This is a genomic window from Streptomyces sp. NBC_01210, assembly GCF_036010325.1.
Taxonomy (GTDB): Bacteria; Actinomycetota; Actinomycetes; order Streptomycetales; family Streptomycetaceae; genus Streptomyces.
Genome location: NZ_CP108549.1, coordinates 8,467,187 through 8,484,368, shown reverse-complemented (window position 1 = coordinate 8,484,368; position 17,182 = coordinate 8,467,187). Strand labels below are relative to the sequence as shown.

13 protein-coding genes are annotated in these 17,182 nt (G+C 68.8%); 7 read left to right on the top strand and 6 right to left on the bottom strand.

Annotated elements, in window-relative coordinates:
* The first annotated feature begins 121 nt into the window (after positions 1-121).
* The 3 genes from OG735_RS38135 (at position 122) to OG735_RS38125 (ending at position 5,998) form a co-directional block, all read left to right on the top strand.
* Positions 122-2,248 (top strand): SpoIIE family protein phosphatase, encoded by a 2,127-nt coding sequence (locus tag OG735_RS38135; protein ID WP_327327717.1) that lies wholly within the window; start codon positions 122-124, stop codon positions 2,246-2,248.
* Positions 2,249-2,250: 2 nt separating this feature from the next.
* Positions 2,251-4,698, top strand: a complete 2,448-nt coding sequence (locus OG735_RS38130) for a SpoIIE family protein phosphatase (RefSeq protein ID WP_327327716.1) — start codon at positions 2,251-2,253, stop codon at positions 4,696-4,698.
* Between the two features lie 70 nt (positions 4,699-4,768).
* Entirely contained in the window at positions 4,769-5,998 is a 1,230-nt protein-coding gene (locus tag OG735_RS38125) for a PP2C family protein-serine/threonine phosphatase (RefSeq protein WP_327328596.1), read from the top strand.
* Positions 5,999-6,066: 68 nt separating this feature from the next.
* On the opposite strand, the gene OG735_RS38120 is transcribed toward OG735_RS38125, so the two are convergent.
* The 3 genes from OG735_RS38120 to OG735_RS38110 all read right to left on the bottom strand — a co-directional run bounded on the left by OG735_RS38120 (position 6,067) and on the right by OG735_RS38110 (position 9,434).
* Entirely contained in the window at positions 6,067-7,671 is a 1,605-nt protein-coding gene (locus tag OG735_RS38120; protein WP_327327715.1) for a sodium/solute symporter, read from the bottom strand.
* Complete coding sequence (locus tag OG735_RS38115; RefSeq protein WP_327327714.1) at positions 7,671-7,871, bottom strand: hypothetical protein; 201 nt, start codon at positions 7,869-7,871, stop codon at positions 7,671-7,673. Before OG735_RS38115 ends, OG735_RS38120 begins: the two co-directional genes overlap by 1 nt.
* A 282-nt stretch (positions 7,872-8,153) precedes the next feature.
* On the bottom strand, positions 8,154-9,434 hold the full coding sequence (locus OG735_RS38110) for a PucR family transcriptional regulator (RefSeq protein ID WP_327327713.1): 1,281 nt from the start codon (positions 9,432-9,434) through the stop codon (positions 8,154-8,156).
* Positions 9,435-9,664: 230 nt separating this feature from the next.
* Between OG735_RS38110 and OG735_RS38105 the strand changes: the two genes are divergently transcribed.
* The gene (locus tag OG735_RS38105) at positions 9,665-10,288 is read left to right on the top strand and encodes a hypothetical protein (RefSeq protein WP_327327712.1); all 624 of its coding nucleotides are present in this window, start codon (positions 9,665-9,667) and stop codon (positions 10,286-10,288) included.
* Complete coding sequence (locus tag OG735_RS38100) at positions 10,285-10,962, top strand: pyridoxamine 5'-phosphate oxidase family protein (RefSeq protein WP_327327711.1); 678 nt, start codon at positions 10,285-10,287, stop codon at positions 10,960-10,962. Before OG735_RS38105 ends, OG735_RS38100 begins: the two co-directional genes overlap by 4 nt.
* A 104-nt stretch (positions 10,963-11,066) precedes the next feature.
* Here the strand turns inward: OG735_RS38100 and OG735_RS38095 are convergent, their stop codons facing one another.
* Positions 11,067-11,726, bottom strand: a complete 660-nt coding sequence (locus tag OG735_RS38095) for a TetR/AcrR family transcriptional regulator (RefSeq protein WP_327327710.1) — start codon at positions 11,724-11,726, stop codon at positions 11,067-11,069.
* A gap of 345 nt (positions 11,727-12,071) precedes the next feature.
* On the opposite strand from OG735_RS38095, the gene OG735_RS38090 reads away from it, so the two are divergent.
* Positions 12,072-13,316 carry a YncE family protein gene (locus tag OG735_RS38090; RefSeq protein WP_327328595.1) on the top strand — a complete coding sequence of 415 codons (1,245 nt, stop codon included), beginning with the start codon at positions 12,072-12,074 and terminating at the stop codon, positions 13,314-13,316.
* Between the two features lie 116 nt (positions 13,317-13,432).
* On the opposite strand, the gene OG735_RS38085 is transcribed toward OG735_RS38090, so the two are convergent.
* Positions 13,433-14,929, bottom strand: coding sequence for a phosphatidylinositol-specific phospholipase C domain-containing protein (locus OG735_RS38085; protein ID WP_327327709.1), 1,497 nt, complete (start codon positions 14,927-14,929; stop codon positions 13,433-13,435).
* Between the two features lie 238 nt (positions 14,930-15,167).
* Positions 15,168-15,962 carry an intradiol ring-cleavage dioxygenase gene (locus tag OG735_RS38080; protein WP_327327708.1) on the bottom strand — a complete coding sequence of 265 codons (795 nt, stop codon included), beginning with the start codon at positions 15,960-15,962 and terminating at the stop codon, positions 15,168-15,170.
* A 493-nt stretch (positions 15,963-16,455) separates the two neighbouring features.
* On the opposite strand from OG735_RS38080, the gene OG735_RS38075 reads away from it, so the two are divergent.
* A complete protein-coding gene (locus OG735_RS38075) occupies positions 16,456-17,028 on the top strand; it encodes a MarR family winged helix-turn-helix transcriptional regulator (RefSeq protein WP_327327707.1) in 573 nt (190 codons plus the stop codon).
* Positions 17,029-17,182 lie beyond the last annotated feature (154 nt).

The following is a 17,182-nucleotide window of genomic DNA, read 5'->3' as shown; positions in this document are numbered from 1 at the left end:
ACCCGGAAAAGCTGTACCCGAAGACGCTGCACCCGTGATTCGTCGGCAGCGCCCGGCCGGTAGATCGCCAGGGAGCCGCCTGCAGGCGGAGCGCCCCACACCCCGGGGTTAGGTCGTTGTGTTGGACACACACGAGTCGACGAGTGATGTGCCGGATCAGCCCCTGTCGGCGATCGGGTACGCGGGTGTGCTCCGCGAGCTGCTTCCTATCGCGCTGTGGAGGGCCGATGCGGACGGGCGCCTGGTGGAGTGGTCGCTCGCCGCGCAGGATCTGCTCGGTTACGAGCCGGAGGAGCTGCTGGGCCGGCACGGGATCCCGATATTGGTCCCCGAGCCCGACTGGAAGCTGGCCGATCAGCTGATGCAGAAAGTCCGGGCGGGTGAGGCTGTGGTCGGGTCCCTCCCGGTGCGGCACCGCGACGGGCATCTCGTGCCGATGGAGATGTGGATCTGCCCGGCTGCGGACCCGCAGGGAGGGACGGGCATCCTGGCCATCGCCGTGGAGACCTCCGAGGTTCTGCGCATGCGGGATTCACTGGCGGCCCTGGAAGGTTTGTTCACCCAGTCCCCCATCGGTCTGGCCATGCTCGGCCCCGATCTGCGCTTCCTGCGGGTCAATGACGCGCTGGCGCGGATGCAGGGCGTCTCCGCCGCCGACCACCTCGGCAAGCGGCCGGCCGAGGTCACGCCGGGGGTCAACACCGCGGAGCTGGAGACGGTGATGCGGCAGGTTCTGGATCGCGGAAAGGCGGTGGTCGACGTACGCCGCACCGGTCGCACACCGGCCGACCCCGATCACGACCGGATCTGGTCCTGCTCCTATGCTCCACTGCTCGACGGCGTCGGCCGGAGGCTGGGCCTGATCGCTTCGCTGATCGACATCACAGCGGGGCAGCAGGCGCAGGACGAGGCCGGCCGGGCGCGGCGGCGCCTGGCGCTGCTGGCCGAGGCGGGCACGCAGATTGGGACCACCTTGGACCTGCGGCAGACTGCCGAGGAAGTGGTGCAGGTACTGGTGCCCCAGTTGGCCGACTCGGCCGACGTACAACTGCTGGAGGAAGTGCTCGACCCCGATGAGGCCGCCGCATCCACCCAAGGCGTGGTGCGGCGTCTGGCAGCCGCCTTCCCCGATCCGTCCGCCCCCACCGCAAGACTGGCAGTGGGCGCCACCTTCCAGGTCCCGATCGGCTCGGTGTACGAGCAGGTCATCGCCGACGGGCGCCCCATGAACCTCTACAAGGCCGATGTCCCGGCGCTGATCACGGATCCGCGCGCCGAGCGACTGCGTACGTACCTCGGCACCCTGGGCTCCGCGCGACTGGTCCCGCTGGTCGCCCGTGGCAAAGTGCTCGGCGCCGTGGTGGTGACGCGTGCCCGCAGCCGCGAGCCGTTCGACGAGCAGGACTGCGTACTCATCGACGAGCTGGTCGCCCGAGCGGCGCTGAACATCGACAACGCGCGTATGTACACCAGCCAGCGAAAGGCGGCGCTCACGCTGCAACGCAGCCTGACGAACAACGCGCTACCGGAAGTGACCGGCCTGGAACTCACCGGGCGCTACCTGCCCGCCAGCGACCACGAGGTCGGCGGCGACTGGTTCGACGCCATCACGCTGCCCGACGGCAGGACCGGGCTGGTCATCGGAGACGTCATGGGGCACGGAATCCATGCGGCGGCCGTCATGGGACAGCTGCGCACAGCGGTGCGAACACTGGCACGGCACGGTATCCCCCCGGCTGAGATGCTCCGTTCCCTGGACGCCGCCGTGAGCGACCTGGGTGAGAATGAAATGGCGACGTGCGTGTACGCGGTCCACGACCGGGCTGCCGGCGGTTGTCTGATCGCCAGAGCCGGCCATCCACCTCCGGCCGTGGCCGACGCCCAAGGGACGATCGCGTTCCTCGACGGCCCATCGGGTACGCCCTTGGGGGCGGGTGGGCAGGACTTCCGGACCGAGCAGGTGCCGCTGCCCCCCGGCAGCCTGTTGGTGCTGTACACCGACGGCCTCATCGAGGCCCGCGACAGAGACCTCGACCAGGGCATGCAGCAACTCGCCCAGGCGCTGCGGCAACTCGACCACCCGTTGGAGGAGATCTGTGACCGCGTCCTCGGCCAACTGCTGCCCTCCACGGCCCAGGACGATGTAGCGGTGCTCCTCGCCAGAACTCTGCGTCCGCGGGGCTCGGTGCGGAGTCACCCCGCGCGGATCCACTCGCGCGGTCCCGCAGGGAAGGTGCAAGGCTGGTAGCGATGGACACACCGGTGACGACGTTCAGCGAGGGCCCGGAAGACCCCTTCGCGGTGCGGCGTGCGGCTTCGGCGGTGCTGGACGACCGCGGGGCGATCGTCGGCTGGAGCAAGCGGGCCGAGGCGCTGCTCGGCTACCCGCCGGAGGAAGCCCTTGGGCGGACGGCGCTCGGTTTCCTGGTCGACCCCCGCGAGAACGACATCGTCCTGGACGCCGTGGCGGCGTGCGTACGCGACCGGGGCTGGTTCGGGGTGGTGCCCGTACGGCACCGCGACGGTCATCGTGTGGAGCTGGGGTGCCGGGCCCGGGCGATCATGAGGGGTGACTCCCACGGCGAGTGGTTTCTCGTCGCTGCGCCGGCCGAGGAGGTCGTCCAGTGGGAGACGGACCGGTCGGTCCTGGACGGGTTGTTCCGCCGCTCCCCGATCGGTCTGGCCGTCTTCGCCCCGGACCTGAGCATCCTGCGGGTGAACCGGGCGATCGCGAGGTTCAGTCAGATACCGGTCGAGGCGCACCGGGGGCTCCGCACCGGCGACTTCCTCATCCAGCGGGACTCCGAAACAGTGGTGAGCCAATTGCGGGAGGTACTGGAGACAGGCCGGTCCTCGATCTCCACCGAGCAGCCCTGCGTCCTGCGGCGGGACCCGGACCATGAGCTGTTCGTGTCGATATCGGCATTCCGGATGGAGGACCCCTCCGGACGGATCCTCGGCGTGACGCAGACGGTCGAGGATGTGACCGACCGGTATCGGGCCCGCCATCGGCTCGCGCTTCTCAACGAGGCCAGCGCCCGCATCGGGACCACGCTGGACGTGGCGAGGACGGCGAGTGAGCTGGCCGAGGTTGCGGTCCCGGACCTCGCCGACTGCGTCTCCGTGGACCTGCTGGAGCCGGTGGCCCGCGGCGAAGAGCCCAGCCAGGAGGTACTCGGAACCGTGCGCCGCATGGCCATCCGCAGCACCATGCCGGACACGCCAGAGGTGATGTATCCGGTGGGCCGCACGATTCACATCCCGCCGGCGAGTCTGCAAGCGCGGTGCCTGGCCGCGCGGCGTCCGGTCATCGACGCGCATCAGGAAGGCGTTACCGGGTGGCTCTCCAAGGACCCGGAGCGTGCTGAGCGCGTCCTCCGCCTGGGTGACCCCTCGCTGATGGTGGTGCCGCTGGTCGCGCGGGGGCTCGTGCTGGGTCTGCTCAGCCTGTGGCGGTGGCGACGGCCCGATCCGTTCGAGGAGGACGACCTCACACTCGCCGAGGAGTTCGCCTCCCGCGCCGCGGTCTGCATCGACAACGCACGCCGCTACACCCAGCAGCACGACGCGGCGCTCACCCTGCAGCACAGCCTGCTCCCGCACGAGGTACCCAGTCACCCCGCGGTCGAAATCGCCCACCGCTACCTGCCGGCCGACGCCACGACCGGCGTCGGTGGTGACTGGTTCGATGTCATTCCACTCTCCGGGCTTCGCGTCGCCCTCGTCGTCGGCGATGTGGTCGGCCGCGGTATCAACGCGGCGGCCACCATGGGCCGACTGCGCACCGCCGTACACACCCTGGCCAACCTCGACCTCGCCCCGGACGAGGTCCTCTCCCGCCTCGATGATCTCGTGGACCGCCTGGCCGCCGAGCAGGAGCCGAAGGACGAACATTTCCCTCAAGTCATTGGCGCAACGTGCCTGTACGCGGTCTACGACCCGGTTTCGAGGCACTGCGCCCTGGCCCGCGCCGGTCACCCGCCGCCGGCGGTGGTGGACCCGGACGGGCAGGTGCGCCTCGTCGACCTACCTGCCGGTCCGCCGCTCGGCCTGGGCGGGCTGCCGTTCGAGGCCGCCGAGCTGGAACTGGCCGAAGGCAGCCTCCTGGCCCTCTACACCGACGGCCTCATCCAGGGCCACAAACGAGACGTCGACGAGAGTCTGGCGGCTCTGTGCGGGGCGCTGAGCCTGCCCGTCGGCTCGTTGGAGGACACGTGCAGCGCGGTGGAGGACGCGTTGCTGCACGACCGGCCGACCGATGACGTTGCCGACGATGTGGCACTGCTCCTCGCCCGTACCCGCGTCCTGGCCAGGGAGAAGGTGGACGCGTGGGAGCTGCCCGTGGAGCCCACCGCCGCTGCTCAGGCCCGCATGCTGGTGGCATCCCGGCTGACCGAGTGGGGGCTGGAGGAGATGGTCTTCACCACCGAGCTGATCGTCAGCGAGCTGGTCACCAACGCCTACAGGTACGGGGAGGGGCCGATCGGCCTACGACTCATCCGTGACCGCCACCTCATCTGCGAAGTGTCCGACACCGGCAGCACCTCGCCACACCTCCGCCGCGCCCGCACCACCGACGAGGGCGGTCGCGGACTCTTCCTGGTGGCTCAGCTCACCGAGCGGTGGGGCACCCGGTACACGCGTGACGGCAAGACCATCTGGGCCGAACAGCCGCTGCCCGCCACGTCGGCAACGTGAGATCTCCGCTGATGCCTATCGTGGAAAAGTCGCAAGATCGAAGCGACGCGGCACTGGGCAGGAAGCAATGATGCGGGAATCCGGGATCGACTATGAGGCCGTTTTCCATACCTTGCCCAGCGCGGTGGCGCTGCTCACTCCGCAGCTGGTGTACGCCGACGCCAACCAGGCCTACCTGCGACTGTCAGGCCGCGCACGGGAACAGCTGCTCGGGATGCGTCTGTTCGACGCCTTCCCCGACAATCCCGGTGACCCCGACGCGTCCGGCATGCGCAACCTGAAGGCGTCACTGCTGCGGGTGGTGGAGTCGGGTTTGCGCGACAGCATGGCGCTGCAACGCTACGACGTCGAGGCACCCGACAGGCCCGGAGTGTTCGAGGAGCGGTACTGGAGCCCGGTCAACGCCCCCGTTCTCGATCCGGACGGAAAGGTCGTGCTGATCGTGCACCGGGTGGAGGAAGTCACCGAGCTCATCCGCGCCCGCACCCGCCGAGAAGCAGGGGACCGCCATCAGCTGATGGAGGCCGAGCTCTACGCCCGCGCCCGGGAACTGCAGGAGGTGAATGAACGACTGCGCCAGGCACACGCCCGCGAACGGCAGGTCGCCCTCGCCTTGCAGGAAGCGATGCTGCCCGCACCGCGCCCGGTCGGCCATCACCGGGCGGCGGTGCGCTACCGGCCCGCCGTCGGCGCTCTGAACGTGTGCGGCGACTGGTACGACCTGGCCGAGCTGCCCGGCGACCGCATCGCTGTCGCCGTCGGCGACGTCGTCGGCCACGGCCTGCCCGCGGCCGGCGTCATGGGACAGCTGCGCAGCGCCCTCAGCGCCGCCGTATGCGTCGCCGACGGACCCGCGACGGCGCTGGACGTCGTCGACCAGTACGCCCGCTCCATCGAGGGCGCCGAGTCCACCACAGCGGTCCAGGCCATCGTCAACTGGGACAGCCACACCATCACCTACAGCAGCGCCGGCCACCCGCCGCCCGCGCTGCTCCATCCCGACGGCACGGTCCGGTTTCTCGACCAGGCCACCGACCCCCCGCTCGGGGCCCGCCCCGAGCATGTCCCCCGCCCCCAGGGTGACGGCGCCTTCACCGACGGTGCCACCCTCGTGCTCTATACCGATGGACTGATCGAACGCCGCGGTGAAGACATCGACACCGGACTCGCCCGCCTCACCGAGTGCCTCACCCGGCATCCCACAGCCGACGCCGATGCCCTCGCCGATTACCTGCTGTCCAAACTGATCCCACCCGGCGGGAACACCGACGACACCGCTCTTGTCGTCATCCGTCTCTGAGCCCCGGCCCTTCTCAGAACGGCCGCCCGCCCCGCTGCGGGTGTCGGCGGGGCGAGCAGGCCTGCGCCCTATGCCCTGACACGCTCCGCGACCGCCTGCACCCGCCGCCTTCCCACAACGCTGCCCAGCCAGCCGAGCAGGAAAGCGGCCGGCATCGACACGAGGACGACCGTCTGGAGCGGGAACCAGTTGAGGTGCCAATTCGGGAAGAACGCCCAGGGGTTGCCCGAGAAGACCGGGCCGGATATCTGCAGCCCGATGGCGCAGCACAGGCCTCCATACAGTGTCCAGAACAGTCCAGTTCGCGTGTAGCCGCTCCAGAAAAGCGAGTACACCAGCGCCGGCAGCAGGCAGGAAGCAGCCACCGCCAGGGAGAGAGCCGACAGGAAACCCATGTTCCATCCCTGGACCCAGACCGCCAGCCCGATGCTCAGGACTCCGACGCCGGCGGACGCATAGCGTGCGGCGGCCACCTCTCGCCCCTCGGTCGTGCGCCCACGGAACAGGACATGCGTGTACAGGTCGTGGGCGATCGCCCCGGCGGCCGCCAGGGTGACGCTCGCAACCACCGACAGCGTGGTGAGGAACACCGCGGAGGAGACCAGGACGACGAGGAGTGCCCCGCCCGTGTGGATGGACGAGCCGCCCGCCAGTTCGCCGGTGAGCATCAGCAGGCTGCTGTTGCCTCCCGGATCCGCGGCCAGGATTACCGGAGCGCCGATCAACGCGGCGGCCGCGAATCCCGTCACAGCTGTGGCGAGGCAGAAAACACCGACGATGCCGACGGTGTGGCGCACCGTACGGCGTGCCGTGGCAGCGTCGGGAGCTGCGTTGAGTTGCATGGCCACGTGGGGCATGCAGGCCACACCCAGCACGATGGTGATCATCAGGCCGACGAAGTCGAGTGTGCCTCGGGGGCCGGTGCTGCCGGCGAATCGGAGGCCGGGACGCATATAGACGGCCGGGCGGCCACTGCCCTTTCCGGCGGCGTCGATCAGGGAGTCGCTGCTCCAGTGAAAGCGATGCAGCAGCACAGCTGTTACAGCCACGGCCATGCAGAGCAGCACCACCGTTTTGATCACCTGAAGTGCCACGGTTCCGCGCATACCGCCGAACGCCGTGGCGCAGACGACCAGTGCGCCGATCATGACGATGGCTGTCTGTTCGGCGCCCGGCCCGGACAGCCCCAGCAGCATCGCAGTGGTCGCTCCCGCACCTGAGAGTTGCACGACCAAGTAGGGGACGCATGCACTCAAGGTCACGACGGCGACCGCCATCCGTACCGCGGGCCCTGGAGCCCGCAGAGCGAAAGTGTCGCCCAAGGTGTAGCTGGCGCGCTCGCGCAGGGGGGCGGCCAGCAGGAGGAGCACGCCGAGTGAAAGTACGGTGCACAGGGCGATGAACAGACCGTCGTAGCCAAAGATCGCGACGCTTCCCGTGGTGCCGAGCACCGTGGCCGCGGACAGGTAGGCCCCGGACAGTACGAGGGCTCCCCGCAGCGGCGGCAGCCTCCGGCCCGCTGTGTAGAACTCGTTGACACGGTCCCTCTCAGGGCCGCTGAGAACGCAGATGAACAGTATGGGGACGATCAACGTCAAGAAGCCCACGAGAACCAGGGAGCGCGTGTCCGTGTCCAGGGTGCCGGGCACAGCGAGCAAGACGTCGGAAATCATCAGTACTCCACGTCCTGGTCGTTCGGTACGAGTTCACCGGCACGCCGGTCGTACCGCGCCGCCGTCCACAGCAGGAGGGCCCCCTGGAGAAGGACTGCCAGCACGCCGATGTTGATCTCTCCCCAGATGCGGGTGGCCATGAAGTCGGCAGCAGAGCAGGCGAGCAGCAGATGTACGCCGAAGGTCAGTCCATTGACCACGGCGAAAGCGACACCTGGACGATGCGGCCGTGGTTGATGATGAAGCGGGGCGGCGTGTTGTTGAGCCATGACGTTCTCCTGGCGGGCAGGGATGAGGGCGGATCACCTCAGTGCGGGGCTCACCAGAACACGTGCGGCCATGGCCGGTCCACGCGCTGTGCTCGCCCTGTTGTCCGCTCCCAACGCCGGCATGGGGTCACTGTGCGAATGCCCAGCCAGCCGTGCCGTCCGAGCCCGGCGCCGCCTGCGCCGACGCCCATCGCCAGGGACGAGCATCCGACGTCAGGCGGACCGCAGCGGGTTCCCTTCGTACGGGGTGCCGAGTACGGCGGCTGGTCCGAGCAGGCGGTGCGCGTCGAGCGCGAGGGTGAGTTGCACCAGATCACGAGGGCGGGACAGAGCGAGTCCGGTGATCTGCTCGATGCGGCGGAGACGGTTGAGCACAGTGTTGCGATGGCAGAACATGTGCCGGGCGGTCTGGACGGCGGAGCCGCCGTTCTCCATCCAGATACCGAGGGTGTCGAAGAGCGTGTCGCGATCGGCGGGTTCAAGGTCATACAGGGGCCGGAGCACCTGGTGGGCCAGTTCGGCGGACAGATCGGGCCGTGAGATCAGGAGCCCGTCGGGCAGGCAGGAGTCGAGCCGGACTATGTCACCGTCGGCCCGGCAGGTGCGAACGGCGAGCTCAGCCATGTCACGCGCACGGGACAGGCTGTCCAGACCCTGGACGACCGGGCTGATCCCGATACGCAGCCCGGGACCGGCGGCCAGACCGGAGGCGAACACGTCCAGGGGACGGTCGCCCAGGTGGGCGACGAGGACATCGCCCTGGGGGCGGGTGTGGCGCAGGATCCGGATGCCGCGCACCTCCGGAACGGTCTTGGGCGCGCGGCCGTACGGCGGTGTGGCCCGTACCGCCGCTACCGCGAAACGTCCGCCGAGCGGCAGATCGAGGATCGCCGCCGCATCCCGGGTGAACTCGGGTTCGCTGCGGTTCTCCAGCAGGGCGGCGAGGACCAGGCGGACGCGTTCCCCGTGCCGGCTGGCGACGCCCTCGGCGACCTGCCGGTAAGCGTCGGCGACAAGAACGGCGTCGCGATCGTTGCTCTTCCACACCAGCTCGGCCACGTGTACCAGCTGGCGCGAGTCGCCGAGTCCGTCCCGCTCCACCACGCTGATGATCCCGCCCCACACCTCCGAACCGGCGACACGGAAGGCGTGCAGCACCTCGTCGAGAGGACGGCCCTGTTGGGCGCGTCTTATGCCGAGCTCTCTTGTGTAGCGCTCGACGCCCACGATCCTGGTCGGATCCAGGCTGGCTTCCAGCCCGTGGCGCACGCCGGTGCCCACGGATTGCCTCAGGTCGGGCGGTGCCAGCACCAGGTCGGCGTAGTACGGCACCTCGGCGCGGATCTTCTCCACCACGCTGTCGGCGAATTCCGTGCCACGCCCCAGAAGGTGCCGGCAGGCACGGTCGAAGAGCTGGAGAGGAGAGGAATCCGTGATGCTGTCGATCAGCGGGCCGCTGACGACTGCGTCGTGGGTGCGAGGACTGGTGTGCATGGACCCTCCAGGTGGACGGGGCGTGCGAGAACACCACGGCGAGCCGCCATGTCGTGAGCTGGACGGGGCGCCGTGCGACCTCCACCGGGTCAGCCGCCGGTGCGCGGAAGCAGGCGGCACCTTCCAGGAAGCCACCATGCTAAGCAGTTGGTTAGCTCGGGGCGAGGGCTCAGCCAAACCGTGATGATTCCGCGCAGGTTGCGGCGCCGACGGAGGCCGGATGACCGTTCGTGTCGTGCTCGCCGACGACCAGCCTCACCGCCGGTCCGGCGACGACCCGCGTCCTGGTCCTGACCGCCTTCGACGAGGCCGAGCACGTCTACGGCGCGCTCCGCGCCGGCGCGAGCGGATTCACGGTCAAGGACATGACACTGAACGACATCCTCGCGGCGATCCGCGTGGTCGCCGCGGGTGACGCGCTGAGGGCGCCCGGTGTCATGCGCCGTCTGATCGCGGGCTTCGTTCAAGCCCCGTTCCCGCCGGAGCGCTCCCGGCGGCCGGTCGCGGCGATCACCGAGCGGAAACAGGACCGGGTGCAACTCGTGATCACCGCCTATGAGATGGGCTGGTCACGCCGCCCCGCTGATCGCATCTCCTGGCCGGCCTTTCGCTGTTGGCGATCAGCACATCGTTGGTCGGCAGCGCTCCGTTGCCCCAGGTGCTGGACGAGCTCGGCAGCGCGGACCAGTATGAAGCCTGCCTCAGTAGCCACCCCGAATGGCAGCGGTGCCCACGAGTCATACTGCGGCGCGGACCGCCACGGACGCGGATGCACGGCGACACCCCGGGATGTCCTCGTCCTGTCCTGGCAGTTGGACCTTGCTCGCTCTCAGGAGGAGACCCACCAGCCGTGACCCCACACGACGAGACCATCGGCTCCCCCGGCGAGCGAAGGGTGCAGAAGCAGTTCGGCACCGCCGACCGCGCAGCCGACTTCTACGACCGGCAGATGCATGACTTCCTCACGCCCCCCATGAGGGACTTCATAGCCAGTCAGACCATGGTGTTCCTGTCCACAGCCGACGCTGGTGGCGCCTGTGACTCCACCTTCCGCGCCGGGCCGCCCGGGTTCGTCATCGCGCTTGACGACCGCACATTGACCTACCCCGAATACCGCGGCAACGGCGTACTGGCCAGCGTCGGAAACATCACCGAGAACCCTCATCTCGGTCTGCTCTTCATCGACTTCACTCGACACCACATAGGCCTGCACATCAACGGGTCGGCCGAGCTGCGCACCGAGCAGGAGCAACGAGCCGAGTACCCCCGCCTCCCGAGGGACACAGCACCCGGCCGACAGCCGCAGATGTGGATACACATGACGGTCGAGGAGGCGTATGTCCACTGCTCCAAACACATCCCCCATCTGGAACCCGCTCCACGGCCGCGCGCCTCGGAAACGCATCGCCCCAAGGATGCCGAGTACTTCACCGAACGCGAGCCCGCTTACCCCGCGGCGTCCGGAGCCGACTCCGGTGAGGGCACTGCGGGATCCCGGCGGCTCCGTCGCCTGTGGCTACGGCACTGACGGAGGACGAGCCGGACCCTCTTGCACAACGTTTCCGCTACGTCTTCGCAGGCGCGCCGGCCGGCGACTCACCGGGCAGGCACCTTCGTTGCCCTGAGGGCACGCTACGCACCGGGCCACTGGCCGGCCGGACGGACGATGCCCAGCAGCAACAGCACCAGCTCGTCGACGACCTGGTCGAGCGTCGCGTCCACCCAGCCGGCCCTCCAGTCGTGCAGGAGACCGTTCACACTTCCGATGAAGGCCGCCGCGGCGACCCGGTAGTCACGCGGCGCGGCCTCACCGCGCTCGACCGCCGCCGCAGCTTCCGCGCAGATGAGATCCACCCAGCGGGAGCGCCGGGCAAGACGCTGCTCCTCCAGCCGCGGACTGACACCGATGATCTCGACGAAAGTGATCCGGATACGGCGTGGGTCGCCGGTGACGTTGGCGGCATAGGCGCGGAAGGCCGCCGCGGCCCGCTCCGCGATCGACAGACCGTCGACCTCGGCGAGCGCGGCCAGGGCGGCCTCCTCCGCCCAGTCGTTGACCTGCAGGTGCAGAGCGGCGAGCACGTCTTCGAGGGTGCGGAACTCCTCGTAGAACTGACGCGTGGACAGTCCCGCGGCCTCGCTCAAAGCGGCCACGGTCGTGGCGCGGTAGCCGGGGCTGTCGCCGAAGAGCTGGAGGCCGGCAGCGAGGAACCGCTGACGCCGCTCGGCCTGCCGTTCCTCGGCGGACCTGCCCGCGTAACGGCCAGTCGGTTGTCTGAGCCTGCCCGCCACTGACCCTCCCTCGTCGGTCCGCACCATTTTCTCGTGTCGTGAGCCTTGTGGAGTGTCCCGCCCCTCGTTACTTTCCAGTAGCCCAATCTGAATGGTCGCGTATTCAGATTGGGCGGGGCCCAGCTGTCCGCTCAAGCCGCGGTCGAAGCTCAACCCATCTCGCTCCACTGCGACGTCCGGCACCGCAAGCACCACTTCCGCACCACGAGGTCCAACTCGCCCCCCACGGAAGGAACGACGATGTCTCTGCCCACAAAGCGGCGTTCACAGCGGATCGTCTCCGTAGGTGTCCCTCAGCGCTGCCCGTCCCTGCGTTCGCTCAGCGCTCTCGCCGCGGCCTTCACCATGGCCGTCGCAGGCTCCGCGACAGCGGCCGCCGCGTCCGCCGCGCCGACCGCCCCTCGAGCAACGACCGGCACCGCCGCGCATGTCGGCGCCGCCGACCTCAAGGAGGTGATGTTCGTGGGCAACAACTGGGACGGCACCGCCGACGTCATCGCGTCCCACGGCGACTTCGCCAGGATCGGCCGCATCAACGTCATACCGGACAAGGACCAGCGGCTCGCGGAGATCTACCTCAACCCGGTCAAGCTCATCTACTTCCTCGGCATCCGCAACGGCCCCGGCGAGGGACACGACCAGTTCGTCGACGACATGTACTCCACACCGGACGGCTCAGCGATGGTCGTCTCCCGACCGAGCTTCGCCGACGTCGTGTCGATCGATCTGGCCACCGGCCGGATCAACTGGCGCTTCCCCGTCTCCGGATACCGCTCCGACCACATGGCGGTGTCCCCCGACGGCACACGCGTCGCCGTCTCGGCCTCGACCTCCAATACCGTCCATGTGCTCGACATCCGGACCGGCAAGCAGCTCGGGTCGTTCAAGACCGGCGACAAACCGCACGAGAACGTCTTCACCGACGGCGGCAAGTACCTGTGGAACATGTCGATCGGCGAGGTCAACACCGCCCTCGACGACCCCGTGATGGACTGGACGAAGGGCGACCGCCGCATCACCGTCGTCGATGCCACCACCTTCAAAGAGGTGAAGGTCATCGACATGCGCTCGCGACTCGACGCCTTCGGCCGCAAGGACCTGTCCGACGCGGTCCGCCCCGTCGCCTTCACACCGGACCAGTCCAAGCTCTACTTCCAGGTCTCCTTCTTCAACGGCTTCCTCGAGTACGACGTCGCATCCGACCGGATCACCCGGGCGAAGACTCTGCCGAAGAACCCCACGACCAGCGAAGACCGCACCACATGGGTCAACGACTCCCGCCACCACGGTATGTCGATGAACTCAGCGGGCGACAAGCTGTGCATCGCCGGGACCATGGACGACTACGCGACGATCGTCGACCGGACCTCGCTCCAGGAGGGGCCGCTGGTGCCGGCCTCGAAGCCCTACTGGGCGACCGTGAGCGGCGACGGTGCATCCTGCGTCATCTCCGAGAGCGGCGCCGACCGTGTCACCGCGATCGACTTCGCCACCGGCAAGAAGGTCGCGTCCGTAGCGGTCGGCGACCACCCGCAGCGTGTACGCATCGCCCATGTGGCAGCCGACTGGACCAGCCCTTCCACGAGCTGACCTCCTGACGGGGCCTGCTCGTCACAGCGACCCGGACGGTGGGGCAGCAGACTCGTGATGGCCACCGCCGTCGGAATGCCACTACCCGGCAATCACAACGATTGCCGGGCACCGGCTCAGCTCAGGAACCACCGCTGGTTGACGCCGCCTTGGCAGGTCCAGATCACCAGCTGGACCCCATCGGTGGTGGACGCACCCGGGACGTCGAGGCATTTGCCGGACTGGGCCCCGATCAGCCGGCCGCCGACTCCCTGCGTCCACCTCTGGTTCGTGCCGCCGTGGCACGTCCACAACTGCACGACGGCTCCGTCGGCGGTGCTCCCGGCCGCCACGTCCAGGCAGGCGCCGTTGATGCGGAGACTTCCGTCCGGCGCGGCGGTCCAGAACTGCGCGGCGCTGCCGTTGCACGTCCACAACTCGACCTTGGTGCCGTTCGCGCCCGAGCCGTTGTAGGCGTCCAGACACTTGCCGGCGAGACCGGAGGGGATGTAGCCGCTCAGCCCGCCGGGCTGGTGGCGGATGATCGCGGCGATGAGTGCGTGACCCGGGAAGTCCGTCATCACTATGCCGGTGCGGGCGCTGTTGCCGCCGCCCAGGTAGTCCACGGTGCGCTGGTTGAGCCCCGTGCCGCCGCCGTATCCACCGGCGACGTCGGCCGGAGTGGCCCCGAAGGGGGCGCAGTTGGCGGATGTGTATGTGACATACATGGCGCCCGAGGAGTCGTTGCCCGCCTCGGCCAGGTTCGCCTGCGCCTGGCTCCACTTCTGGTCGAGGCCGCACTGGGTCCAGTCGTTCTCGATGTACCGGCCCCAGTCCCCGCTCGTCAGCTGCGTCAGGCCGAAGCCGGAGTAGACCTGGCCCCGGGGACCGGTGAACTGGGTCAGCACGATGTGGCCCCGTACCTGTCCGAGGGTGGGCATGGCGGCTGCGCTCGTACCGGTGACCGTGGGTGCGTGGAAAAGGCCCGGATAGCGGGCCAGATAGCTGTTGAAGACCCTGATGCGGCCCTCGGTGGTGGTGTTCGACGGGTCGTCGGCGCAGTGCCCGGTCGAGCCGCTTCCGCTGCCGCCCTCGGTCGTGTTCGCGTCACACTCGCCGTGCAGGTTCATCAGGACGGTCTCGGTGGGGTGTGCGCCGAGGAAGTCGCGGGCTTTGGTCAGCACATCGTCGAAGTTCGCGTTCTGATACACGTCGCTGTGGTGGATGGCGAACGCCGATCCGCTGTTGACGACCCGTACGCGGATGTCGATCGCCCGGATCCCCGCGTTGAGCTGGGCGGTCAGGGTAGCGCCGCTGTCGCCGTGGTTCTCCTGTGCCTCGTACGCCGAGGGTGCCAGCCAGCCGCCGTGGATGGCGAGCGTGTCATGCGTACCGGGTATCGAGAGGCTTCCCAGGCTCAGCTGACTGGATGCGCCGCCCATCCACTCCGGATGGCTTTGCGCGGTCAGGCTGTTGAAGGCGTCCGAGGATGTCGAGGGCTGGGCCGTGGCCGTCCCGGGAGCGAGGACACCGAGCGAGGCGCCGAGCAGCGCGCCGGTGGCCCCCAGCACGATCCGGCCGCGCAGGCGGTGAAGCAGCCGTTGCGGGAACCGAGCGCGTAACGAGACCGCCATCATCACCCTCCGGGTGGTAGTGATCCGACCCCTTGCGAGCGCCAAGAGTGGACTACACCAATGGCGCAGTCAAGGGATGTCGATCCTGTGGCTGGAAGCGGGCGGCCGGCCACGCGGTGATCCACGCTGTTTCTGTCCGGCCCGGATGTACCGGGTGGACTGCGAGTGAGCCAATGGGACGGCGCAGCCGTCGGCCGGCGGCTGCGCCGTCACGAACCCGATCAGGTCACCGATCTCGTCAGGGAGTTGCGGTGGGGTCGATACCGAGCACCACAGTGCCGATGACACCTTGGCTGAGCGTGCTGCCGACCAGGGTGATGGTGAGCAGCGTCGACGACCCACCGTTGCGGTAGATGCCGTCCTGGGCGTTGAGCGTGCGGCGGGCGGTGTTGGTCCGGTACGGGGTGAGGGCGGCGACCTGGGTGTTGTAGTTCTCGGGGAAATACAGCTGGCCGGTGTGGGTGACGTGCCCGCCCTCGTACGTGCCGCCGGAGACGGTGCCGCCGACATGCGTCTTGAGGTGGATGTGCAGGGCGCGGCCGACGTACCAGCCGGGGTAGATGGTGGTGAACTCGGCGACACCACTGGAGTTGGTGAGCTGAACGCCGCGCAGGAAGGTGGTGTCCGGGGTCGAGCCCCCGGCGACGTAGCCGGAGTAGATCCCCCGGGCGTCGCACTGCCATATGTCGACGGCGACATCCGGGAGCGGGGCGCAGGTTCTGGTGTCGATCACCGTGGTGCGCAGGGTCATCGGCACTCCGGGTTTGCCTTCGGTGACGTTCTTGCGGACCGTCTCAAGGTCCAGGTAGTAGGGGCCTTCTGTCTGTTCCGGAGTCAGTACGCACGCGGCTTCGAGCTTGGCGGCCGCCGGTGCCTGTTCGCTTTGCGGGCTCGTCCCGAGCCCTTCGGGGGCCGCGAGTCCTGCGGCGGCCAGTGACAGTGCGGTAGCGCCGAGTCCGGTGAGAACTGCGCGACGGGATGCGTTCTCGCGGCCGTTGGACGGCTCGCTCTGGGGGTGGGGGGATTCACTCATGGACCGAAAAGGTAGGCGCATGCCGTGTGCATGACAAGGACGTCTTTTGGCCACAAACGATTTCCGCGGTACGGGCGGCCGCCGACGTAGCGGTTGAGCGCGGACGCTGTAGGGGCGAGCCTGCCCGGCGGTGTGCCAGTCGTCCAGACCACATGGACGTTGCCGTCTGTCGGGGATCACCATTCGGCGCCTGGGCTGCTCGGCCTTGAAGCAGGGACCGACCTGCACCCGCACCCGCACCGCAGCGTCCCCAGCACCCAACTCCCCTTCATCTGGGGGACTTTCGAAGACATTCGAAGTCTTTGCCGGCCCTCGACCTGCTACGGAAGGAGACGGCCCGGAAGCGCGAAGGGCCCCTCCCCCGAATCAGTGGGGAGGGGCCCTTGCGCCGCGCCCATCAGCACACCGCCGGGACCCGCAAAAAAAGGGGGGCCCGGTCGGCGCCCACCTATAATTCGAATCCGAACAGCCGCGATCATTCGGAGGAGGGTTCGTGCCTGGTCAGCGATCCATCACTGAGACCGAGCGGATGGTCCGGGCCAAGCTGGGCGACACGCCGATCCGGCACGAGCAGATGGCCATGGTGGGCAACATCCACCGCGCGGCCGCGGCGGTGCGCCAGCATGTGGAGAACTCCGTGCTGCGCGGCTCCGACCTGACCTGGACCGGCTTCGTTGTGCTGTGGGTCGTATGGATCTGGGGCGAGATGGAGACCCGCCAGGTGGCCGAGGAAGCGGGGATTTCGAAGGGAACGCTGACGGGCGTCGCGCGCACCCTCGAGTCGCGGGGACTGGTCAGGCGCACCGAGCACCCCACCGACGGCAGGCGGGTGCTGCTGGCCCTCACCGACAAGGGCGAGGCACAGATGCACAGCCTCTTCCCGGAGTTCAACGCCGAGGAGGCCTTCGTCGCCGAGCAGCTCAGCGACGAGGAGTGCCTGCAGACGGCGGACGCGCTGCGCCGCGTCGTCGTGCAGATCGAGGCGCATGGCGAGGAGCGGCGGATGCAGCTGCTCGACGGGGCTCCCCCGGTACGGCGGCGCAGCGGGCGGCGCCCGAAGGCGTGAGCGCTCGCCCCCGGGCCTGAGCACGCACACCCCAGGCCACACGATCCCGCAGTCTCACCGTCCCCCCGGCCTCACCGCCCCTCCAACCTCACCGCCCCTCCGACCCCAAGTGCGGTCGGCCCCTTGTCGGCGCAGGCACAGTTCCATATCGTTT

Excerpts from the sequence above, each read along its gene's own strand:
- OG735_RS38120 (WP_327327715.1), bottom strand. The coding sequence starts at position 7,671 with ATGATTTCCGACGTCTTGCTCGCTGTGCCCGGCACCCTGGACACGGAC.
- OG735_RS38125 (WP_327328596.1), top strand. The coding sequence starts at position 4,769 with ATGCGGGAATCCGGGATCGACTATGAGGCCGTTTTCCATACCTTGCCC.
- OG735_RS38080 (WP_327327708.1), bottom strand. The coding sequence starts at position 15,962 with ATGAGTGAATCCCCCCACCCCCAGAGCGAGCCGTCCAACGGCCGCGAG.
- OG735_RS38090 (WP_327328595.1), top strand. The coding sequence starts at position 12,072 with ATGGCCGTCGCAGGCTCCGCGACAGCGGCCGCCGCGTCCGCCGCGCCG.
- OG735_RS38110 (WP_327327713.1), bottom strand. The coding sequence starts at position 9,434 with ATGCACACCAGTCCTCGCACCCACGACGCAGTCGTCAGCGGCCCGCTG.
- OG735_RS38130 (WP_327327716.1), top strand. The coding sequence starts at position 2,251 with ATGGACACACCGGTGACGACGTTCAGCGAGGGCCCGGAAGACCCCTTC.
- OG735_RS38085 (WP_327327709.1), bottom strand. The coding sequence starts at position 14,929 with ATGGCGGTCTCGTTACGCGCTCGGTTCCCGCAACGGCTGCTTCACCGC.